This is a genomic window from Clostridium sp. D5, from assembly GCF_000190355.1.
Taxonomy (GTDB): Bacteria; Bacillota; Clostridia; order Lachnospirales; family Lachnospiraceae; genus Faecalicatena; species Faecalicatena fissicatena_A.
The window spans coordinates 625,268-634,181 of record NZ_GL870809.1 but is presented as its reverse complement, the minus strand read 5'-3'; the positions used below and the strand labels follow the sequence as shown (position 1 = coordinate 634,181).

The following is an 8,914-nucleotide window of genomic DNA, read 5'->3' as shown; positions in this document are numbered from 1 at the left end:
TGTTGAAGAAGAAAGATTGATAAGAGCTGAAATTAAAGAAAGAAATAACAGGCGGCTGTCAGGAATATATACGTCCCAGCAAGTGGAATTTAGTCTTGTCCCCTTTAAAAACACGTCTAAAGTCCGCTTTCTTAACATGCCCAGAAAGCCCTTTCTGAGCAGACAGCTTTGTTATTTCTCTTCTTGATTGTATCACTTAATTCTACTTTTAGGAATACCAAAAGTGGTAATCGCTCTTTTTGTAAGAGTAATTGCCACTTTTCTTTTTGCCGTTTTCAAAGTGGAAATAAACTTTTCACTTCACCTTTTTAAATAATCTCAAATGGTTTTGCAGTAAATTCATGGCTGCTGTTTGGGCCGCAACTGGAATCTTTCAAAAAGCGTGCAGCAATACCCGTCCTAATCATAGACCCGTCCATCGCCTCCGCATCTTAGACAATCCGTATAGCCTTCACCTCCGCAGCCGCTGCAGCGTTCAAAAGTTGTCGTGGCTCCTCTTTTATATCCTCCATAGTATGGTGCGGATTCTGTGCGTTTTACCTGCCCACCGCCGCCGCACACCTTGCATTTACGCCGTCCTCCCTCGCAATTAGATTCAGGACATGGCTGCCCAAGGTTGTTACCGCCGGATGCATGATGCTGACCGCCCGAACTGTCATTCCCCGCGGGCGCAGTATTTGCACTGACACCGTTTCCATTGCTGTCAAGCATCCCATAGCCCTCACAGACCTCACAAAGATTTTTACCGGTACTCAGACATTCCACGCATATTTGCTTTGTCTTTGTATCGTATCCTTTTCCCTTACAATTCTGGCATATACCTGTCCGACCCTCTCCCTGACAGTTTGAACAAATATGGATACCGTCTTCCTGATCCTCCGATGCCAGGGCACTGTCGGATGACGCTTTCCCGGAGTCGCTGTCTTTGGGCACCGCTGAATAATCGCCTGACCCTTTACAGGTATCACATACGATCCTTCCCCCTCCATTACAGGTGGAACAATCTTTATTCCCCTGCCCGTGGCAATTGTCACATACAGTATTGCCACCGCAAATGCACTCTTTCAGACCGCTTCCGTCGCAATAGGCACAGGCCAGGCGGCCGTCTCCGCCGCAGAAGCCACACTCAGAGCGCACCGTTGTATACGCGTCACCAAACACCCCCGTTCCATCACAGGCCGCACAGGGGCCTTCCCCCGTGCCATCGCAGGACGCGCAGTAAAGAGTCCCCGATCCATCACAATATTCACATATAATCGCACCTTTTCCCTCACACTTCTGACACTGCACTGTACCGGTGGCTCCACACGGAGGACATGAGACATCCCCTAAGCTATCGCAGTCCAAACAGTCTCTCTTCGCCGGTTCCGCTGCTTTGGTTTTCTGCGGCGTGTTTGTTGTTTCCGGTACTTCCGAACTCTGCACGTTCTGCACTTCCTGCTGTTTCCTACTGTCCTGATTATTCTCCGGCGCCTCTTTCTGCCCGCCAGAACAGGCAGACAGACAAGCGCCTAACAATACGCATATAAGCAATGCTGCCAATCTCTTACGCATTTTGCCTGTACTCCTCTCATCTCTCAATTCCTGGCTGCTTTTCCACTTCAACAACTCCATCGCTTTTCACTGTAACAGTCATATCATCCTTAATATATTCCAGAAACGCTTCCCCGAGAGAATCCACCACCGGCATTGTGACATCCGAAAGCCAAACATCTGCCAGTATTGCCCCCGCTCCGGCCAGCGAGTCTATTGGTTCAGAAAACAGCATACAGGCCGGCTGCCGCTTCATGGAACAGGCGCAGTACAGTACAAGCCCGCCTGTAGTGGAACCGATCGTTCTCGGAAGGCAGAGCGCTTTGCCTGCCATTTGTTTTCCATATAAATCCGCATTATTCTGATCTCCGCAGGTTGCCTTCTTATCACCGAACTGCAGCGCTTTTTGGAAAGAAGCCAGTGTATTCAAACCTTCATGAGATACCAGCGCCTGTGCCGTAATATTTCCCGGAGTAACAACTCTTCCCTGAAAACTTTTCATTACACGTTCCCTCCTTTTGTAATCTGTTCCAGAATCTCCTCATCCGTATAGTACCTTGCACTTGTATATGTACGCAGTTTATTGCTGGATGTAATAACAGGCATACTGGCACTGAGCGGATTATTCATATACATCAGAGGGCAGATGTAAGAAACGATCACCCCTGTCTTTTTCAGTCTTGCGGCATAAGGAGTGTTTTCGAATATCTTCAATACCGCCGGAGCCGCCGTAAATACGGTGGGAATCACAACCTTGTCTCTGCCTGCTTTTTTCAGCCCACGCTCCACTTTTTCCGTCCAGCTGTTCAGCTGGTTCAGACTCATATGCGGGCACCCCATAAAGCATAGTTTTGGCTTTGCTTTTTTGTCTTTCCAGATAACCGGATAGCTGTCATATACCCGTTTCAATTCTGCATCATCAATAACATATACCTTTGCATTTTCTGACAGAAGAGCCTTTCCCTGCTGCACAGCCTCTGGTGTGATTCCTTCCACATGATACAGCCCAACGGCCCCGTTAGACGCTGTGGCTGCACCGAAATCTTTTAAATATGTCTTTGCATCCTCATCCAAAGTGCCAAGCCATTTATCCAGCCCCACAATATAGGGCACATCTTCCATAACCTTCATGCCAATGGCCGATCCCAGAAGCTGTGCCTCCGGCTTTTCTGTCGTCCTGATTTCTACAATCCATTCTGCTTTGCGCCCTTCATCCGTCAGCAGCCCAAAATACGGTACATATCCGACCACTGATCCCATCAGGTCGATAATCCCGGAATTCCGGTTGCATCTTGCTCCCAGTACCGAATTTGCATATACAACGGCGGAGGATTCTGACCAGGAAAGGACTTCCCCCTGTCCGGGGGCGTTTCCCACCTCATCCATATAGCAGGTGCATGTAAAGGCATCCTTGTCAAGCAAGCCCAGTTTGTTCAGCTGATTCTCATAGAAATCCTGCTTCGTATACATAAAATGGTTGAATACAATATTCTGAATAAAAGAACTTGGCACGTTTTTATCCAAAGGTCTTGGATCGGCAGTGAATTTCTGATCAGAAAGTGCTCCTGCATCGATCAGTTTCTCCATCAGGTCATAGACAGGCCCCAGAGCCTTCAGTCCAAAGGAAGTAACCAGATGATTATATTTACTGGTAATCGGAATCATAGATTCTGCTCCGAAAAGTTCGCCGTAACGAATCATAGTCTCCATCACCTTCGCCATAATATCGCCTTTGCTGCCGCCCAGGAGAGCCTCCTGCTCAGCCGACAGCTTCATTTTATATTTGATCATTTATCCCCGCCTCCTGTCAGATCTTCATCGCTGCTTCATATGCGCTCCAGATAACCGTTTTGAGATTTCCCACCTTCATACAGTCTCCGACCAGATAAACGCCCTTTCCCTTTTCTGCTAAAGGAGTGGAAATGTAGCCTGCGGAACTGATTACGGAATCGCACGCAATCTCCACGTCCGTGCCGTCTTTCGCCTGACAGATAATGGCACCTTCCTTTACCATTTTCAAAGTGGTCTCCAGATATACCGGAACCTCATGGAGTGCAAACCATTCCCGCAAATATGAGCTGTTAGCCAGACAGACGCCTTTCTGGGCGATCAGATCATCCTTCATCTCTACTATAACCGGCTTTTTCCCTTTCAGCGCCAGCTCGTAAGCGATCTCGCTTCCCGTCAGACCGCCGCCGATTACAGCCACAACTTCTCCAACCTCTGCACCATTTAAATAATCACACGCCTCAATCATCAACTCATATCCAGGCACATTTTTAAGTAATCTGGGGGCCGCACCCGTGGCTATTATAACTGCATCATTTCCAAATTGTGCCGCATCCCTGATTTCTTCATTCAGACAGACTTCTATATTCAGTTCTTTCATCTGATGTCTGTACCAGGTAAGCAGGCTTCTGAGTTTCTCTTTATAAGATTCCGCACTTGCAGGAATAAAAGTGCCGCCCAGAACATCGCTCTTTTCATGGATCACCGGCTCATGGCCTCTTAACTTCAAGACTCTAGCAGCCTCCATACCGCCGATTCCGCCGCCGATAATATGTACCTTCTTAGGAGAGGCTGTTTTCACTATGTGGTGTTTATCCGTCTGCATCGTCTCTGCATTCACCGCACACCTGGCCAGGTGCAGGCTGTCAGAGAGATCCTGGTCATTCGGAACGCCTTTATAATGGCACATATTAAAACACCCGTTATGGCATAAAATACAAGGACGGATGTCTTCCTCCCTGCCATCCATCATCTTGGAAACCCACTCCTGGTCCGCCAGAAACTGACGCGCAAACCCGGCTCCGTCAATCTTTCCTTCCGAAATGGAACGGGCCGCAGTCCCAGGCTCCATCCGACCTGCACAGACAACCGGTATATCCACAAACCGCCGGATATGTTCTGCATCCTCCAGGTTACAGTTCTCGGGCATGTAGATCGGCGGATGCGCCCAGTACCAGGCATCATACGTCCCATTATCGCAATTCAGCATATCATAACCGGCATCCTGAAGATATTTTGCGGCCTTTTCCGACTCTTCCATATCCCTTCCTGCCTCGATGTAATCTTCTCCCGGCAAAGCCCCTTCCCGGAATCCTTTCGTCTTGGAGAGGACACTGTATCTTAAGGATACCGGGAAATCTTTTCCACACTCCTTCTTAATTGCCTGCACGATTTCCACAGGGAAACGATAGCGGTTTTCAAAAGAGCCGCCGTACCTGTCCGTACGCTGATTCACATATTTCAGAGTAAACTGGTCCAGCAGGTACCCTTCATGAACCGCATGGATCTCCACGCCGTCTACACCGGCATCCTGAAGCATCTTTGCACACTTCGCAAAAGCCTCTACAAATTCACGGATCTCTTCTACAGTCATCTCCCTGGATGGAACCTTATCCGACCAGCGGTTAGGTGAAGGACTAGCAGAGGCTGTGATCTTATCCAGATTCATAAACGGTTTTGAAACAGTTCTTAAAAACTTGTTTGTATAAAGTGTCTCCATCAGTTCGCTGATCGTAAATGACCTTCCAAAACCTGCGGTCAGCTGGACAAACAGTTTGGCTCCTGTCTTGTGGAATTCAGGGAGCCAGTTCTTTAAATCTTCATACATCTTCTTGTTCTTATAAAGCCACTTCCCGAACATAGGATTATAAACCGGCTGGCATCCCGGCAATATCAGGCCGGCATTATTCTTTGCCACCTCCATTATAAACTCTGCTCCGGCTTTGTCGAAATGGTTCTTTTCCATCCAACCGAAAAGATTTGTTCCTCCCATGGAAGTTAAAACGATACGGTTTTTAATTTCGCAGTTTCCGATCTTCCATGGAGTAAATAAAGGTTCTAATTTTGCATCCATCCTCATTCTCTCCCGCCTTTCTTTCTTAAACCATGCACACTTTATGTTAACCATATTGTACCATAGATGGAAGCGAGACACCATGGATTCCTTTGCAAATCAAGTCATCCAGACTGCGGCGGGATATACAGAGCACCGCCAATAATACAGGACAAAAATGGGACTTTAATATGAAAATGCAGCAATTACGGAGCATTATCCCGGATAATTTCCAACAGAAGACGCAAAACATAAAAATACCGTAACCCCAGTAATTACTGAGTTTACGGTACTTCCTATAATGAGCGTGCGGGGATTCGAACCCCGGACAACTTGATTAAAAGTCAAGTGCTCTACCACCTGAGCTACACGCCCTTATATTATTCAATTATCCCGCCTGTGCCCAGGCAAACTGGGCTAGCTGGATTCGAACCAGCGAATGCAGGAGTCAAAGTCCTGTGCCTTACCGCTTGGCGATAGCCCAATAAAGACTTATATCTGACACTGCGTTGCCAGTACTTAAAAACAAGGGTGGGTGATGGGACTCGAACCCACGATATCCAGAACCACAATCTGGCGCGCTAACCAACTGCACCACACCCACCACAACGAGCCTGGGGGGATTCGAACCCTCGACCTACGGCTTAGAAGGCCGTTGCTCTATCCAACTGAGCTACAGACTCTTATGAAGTTATCCCCTGTCTCGGTCCTTACAACATACTGCTGTAAGAAAGCGGGTGATGGGAATCGAACCCACGTATCCAGCTTGGAAGGCTGGTGTTCTACCATTGAACTACACCCGCACTATCGGGGTGACAGGATTCGAACCTGCGACCTCCTGGTCCCAAACCAGGCGCTCTAGCCAAGCTGAGCCACACCCCGATGTAGTTATGCTTGTCACTTTTTCCGTGACGCAATAGTTATTATATAATAAGGTTCAGCTTATGTCAACAATAATTTTTTATTTTTTTCCTTATTTTTTTACATTTTTTTTACAGGCAACTATTTTAGCCAAAAAACGCCTGATTTCAAACCTTCAGTCCAGATAATACTGATGGAAACTAAGCTTCTCTTTTTCATCCAGCTCCATAATCATATAGCTTCCCTTGCGCCCCTCCTGTCTCGGGTATGAGACGCTGCCCGGGTTCAGGACCGTAATTTCCTTCCCCTGGTCGAGGTATGGGCGGTGCGTATGGCCAAACATTACGATATCTGCATTGCGGGCCTTTCCCTCTTCTTTGATATATTCCGGATCCAGAGATACATAGTAGCCATGTCCGTGGGTGATAAAAACTTTATAACTTCCAATACAAAACTCTTCTTCCCTGGGAAGATCGGAAAAAAAGTCATTATTGCCCCTTACCATATGTTTATCACAGTCCACTACCGCGTTGAGATACTCCTCTCCGCCTTCCACGTCGCCAAGATGGATAAACATATCCACTGCACCGGCCTGATCCAGTATTCTGTCCAAATTAAAGTGATTTCCATGCGTATCGCTAACGATCAAAACTTTCATTTTATTCATCCCTGTTCTTAATTTATCTATTATTTACGGCTCTGCTGAAAATCTGCCTGCAGGTCATATATTACTTGATGCCCTTAGGTATACTTTCTTTCCATGATCTCGCGCATTGCCCGCAGGGCATTCCCTCTGTGGCTGAGTTCATTCTTCTTATCCGGTTCCATCTGTGCAGTCGTGCAGCCATATTCCGGTACATAAAAGATCGGGTCATACCCAAAGCCATTATCGCCTGTGATCTCGTGTCCAATGATCCCTTCTATCGTCCCCCTGACAGTCTCTGAAGTCCCGTCCGGGAAAACAGCCGCAATCGCGCATACGAAGCGTGCTGTACGCTGTTCATCCGGCACGTTTTCCAGCTGATCCAGAAGCATCTGGTTTTTGACATCATAGGAGGTGTCAACGCCTGCATATCTTGCAGAATATATTCCGGGAGCCTTGTCCAGATAATCGATCTCCAGCCCGGAATCATCCGCAAGTATCACGTCATCCGGGAGTAACTCTGCGATTGCTTTCGCCTTGATCATCGCATTCTCTTCAAAAGTTGTCCCGTCCTCCACAATATCAATATCGATTCCCGCCTCTTTCATAGAGTATATCGGGATCCCAAGATCAGCCAGAATCATATGGATCTCTTCCATCTTGTTTTTGTTGCCTGTTGCAAAAATGATTCTTTTGTCCATATCTATTTTCCTCTATTCCTTTGGCTTCGGAGGTCTCGGCCCCATGAACTGGTAAAAATATGTTTTGATCATACCGTTATAGATCTTACGGTTCTTATCCGCCGTCCGTCCAAAATACCGCTCGGCATCCTCATAGCTGGTAATCATATATGCAGACCAGCTGTCCAGATTGCGGAAGCTCTCTCCGAATTCCTGATAAAGCAATGCCAGCGCCTGCTTCTCCTCCAGCCTTTCTCCATAAGGAGGGTTGGTAATAATAAACCCATATTTTTTGGGATGGCTCAGGTCTCTGACATCCCGCTGCTGAAAATGGATCATATGGTCCACTCCGGCATCCTGCGCATTCTGTCTCGCCGCCTTCACTACGCTTGCATCTATATCATATCCCTGGATATCTACTTCCACATCCTCCTCAATCAGGTCATTCGCCTCATCCACCGCCTCATACCACGCATGGCGGGAGATCACATTCTTCCAGTCTTCCGCAAGGAATGACCGGTTCATACCGGGCGCTATATTCGCCGCCATCATGGCTGCCTCTATAGGAAATGTACCGCTGCCGCAGAAAGGATCCACCAGAATCCGGTCCCTGCTCCAGGGCGTCAGCATAATCAGTGCCGCGGCCAGAGTCTCTGTAATAGGAGCCTTGCTGGACAGCTGACGGTATCCTCTCTTATGCAGGGATACTCCGGAAGTATCGATCCCCACCGTAACCATATCCTTCATCAGGAACACACGGATCGGGTATGACGCTCCATTCTCCTCAAACCATTTCATATGGTAATGCACTTTCATCCGCTCTACCATAGCTTTTTTCATAATCGACTGTATATCTGACGGGCTGAAAAGCTTGCTCTTCACTGAAGCGGCCTTGGCCACCCAGAATTTCCCGTCCTTCGGGATAAAAGTCTCCCAGGGGATTTCTTTGGTATTTTCAAATAATTCGTCAAAGGATTCAGCCTTGAAGCATCCCACTTTCAATAAAATACGTTCTGCGGTGCGGAGAAATATATTCGCCCTGCAGATTGCCTTCTCATCTCCATAAAAAGTTACTCTTCCGTCTTCCACCTGTGCAATCTCATACCCCAGATCCTGAATTTCTCTCTTCAGAACCGCCTCCAGGCCAAAATGGCAAGGTGCTATCAATTCCAGTGTATTATTCATCAAATCCTCCAATCGGACAATATAATAAAATCTTTATCTATATTATTTTACAATATATGTATACATATTACTATAAATTTAGGACGTAGTAAAGTTGAACTTTACTACGTCCTAAACCTGTGTCCAATATCGCTGCCGTTCACAGGCAAGCCTGTAAACAGTAACCCAATT

7 protein-coding genes and 6 tRNA genes are annotated in these 8,914 nt (G+C 47.3%); all 13 read right to left on the bottom strand.

The annotated features are described in order from the left end of the window. Positions 1-399: 399 nt before the first annotated feature. The gene (locus tag HMPREF0240_RS02780; RefSeq protein ID WP_009001929.1) at positions 400-1,554 is read right to left on the bottom strand and encodes a hypothetical protein; all 1,155 of its coding nucleotides are present in this window, start codon (positions 1,552-1,554) and stop codon (positions 400-402) included. A gap of 16 nt (positions 1,555-1,570) precedes the next feature. Next, positions 1,571-2,035 (bottom strand): DUF126 domain-containing protein, encoded by a 465-nt coding sequence (locus HMPREF0240_RS02775; protein WP_009001928.1) that lies wholly within the window; start codon positions 2,033-2,035, stop codon positions 1,571-1,573. Then, positions 2,035-3,324 (bottom strand): aconitase X, encoded by a 1,290-nt coding sequence (locus HMPREF0240_RS02770; RefSeq protein WP_035312298.1) that lies wholly within the window; start codon positions 3,322-3,324, stop codon positions 2,035-2,037. The genes HMPREF0240_RS02775 and HMPREF0240_RS02770 overlap by 1 nt, the downstream gene beginning before the upstream one ends. 16 nt (positions 3,325-3,340) lie before the next feature. Then, complete coding sequence (locus tag HMPREF0240_RS02765; protein WP_009001926.1) at positions 3,341-5,395, bottom strand: FAD-dependent oxidoreductase; 2,055 nt, start codon at positions 5,393-5,395, stop codon at positions 3,341-3,343. Between the two features lie 281 nt (positions 5,396-5,676). Beyond that, positions 5,677-5,749: transfer RNA gene (locus tag HMPREF0240_RS02760), tRNA-Lys, on the bottom strand. 37 nt (positions 5,750-5,786) lie between these two features. Next, positions 5,787-5,858 (bottom strand) — tRNA-Gln (locus tag HMPREF0240_RS02755). Between the two features lie 46 nt (positions 5,859-5,904). Further along, positions 5,905-5,978: transfer RNA gene (locus tag HMPREF0240_RS02750), tRNA-His, on the bottom strand. Between the two features lie 5 nt (positions 5,979-5,983). Continuing rightward, a tRNA-Arg gene (locus HMPREF0240_RS02745) sits at positions 5,984-6,057 on the bottom strand. A gap of 49 nt (positions 6,058-6,106) precedes the next feature. Next, a tRNA-Gly gene (locus tag HMPREF0240_RS02740) sits at positions 6,107-6,177 on the bottom strand. 4 nt (positions 6,178-6,181) lie between these two features. Beyond that, positions 6,182-6,256: transfer RNA gene (locus tag HMPREF0240_RS02735), tRNA-Pro, on the bottom strand. Positions 6,257-6,410: 154 nt separating this feature from the next. Further along, complete coding sequence (locus HMPREF0240_RS02730; RefSeq protein ID WP_009001925.1) at positions 6,411-6,893, bottom strand: metallophosphoesterase; 483 nt, start codon at positions 6,891-6,893, stop codon at positions 6,411-6,413. 83 nt (positions 6,894-6,976) lie between these two features. Further along, positions 6,977-7,579 (bottom strand): XTP/dITP diphosphatase, encoded by a 603-nt coding sequence (locus tag HMPREF0240_RS02725; RefSeq protein ID WP_009001924.1) that lies wholly within the window; start codon positions 7,577-7,579, stop codon positions 6,977-6,979. A 12-nt stretch (positions 7,580-7,591) separates the two neighbouring features. Beyond that, positions 7,592-8,743: a class I SAM-dependent RNA methyltransferase gene (locus tag HMPREF0240_RS02720; protein WP_035312296.1), complete on the bottom strand. Its 1,152-nt coding sequence runs from the start codon at positions 8,741-8,743 to the stop codon at positions 7,592-7,594. Between the last annotated feature and the right edge of the window lie 171 nt (positions 8,744-8,914).

Bases quoted from the DNA above. Each gene is read 5' to 3' on its own strand.
- HMPREF0240_RS02770 (WP_035312298.1), bottom strand. From the start codon at position 3,324: ATGATCAAATATAAAATGAAGCTGTCGGCTGAGCAGGAGGCTCTCCTG.
- HMPREF0240_RS02720 (WP_035312296.1), bottom strand. From the start codon at position 8,743: ATGAATAATACACTGGAATTGATAGCACCTTGCCATTTTGGCCTGGAG.
- HMPREF0240_RS02780 (WP_009001929.1), bottom strand. From the start codon at position 1,554: ATGCGTAAGAGATTGGCAGCATTGCTTATATGCGTATTGTTAGGCGCT.
- HMPREF0240_RS02730 (WP_009001925.1), bottom strand. From the start codon at position 6,893: ATGAAAGTTTTGATCGTTAGCGATACGCATGGAAATCACTTTAATTTG.
- HMPREF0240_RS02775 (WP_009001928.1), bottom strand. From the start codon at position 2,035: ATGAAAAGTTTTCAGGGAAGAGTTGTTACTCCGGGAAATATTACGGCA.
- HMPREF0240_RS02765 (WP_009001926.1), bottom strand. From the start codon at position 5,395: ATGGATGCAAAATTAGAACCTTTATTTACTCCATGGAAGATCGGAAAC.
- HMPREF0240_RS02725 (WP_009001924.1), bottom strand. From the start codon at position 7,579: ATGGACAAAAGAATCATTTTTGCAACAGGCAACAAAAACAAGATGGAA.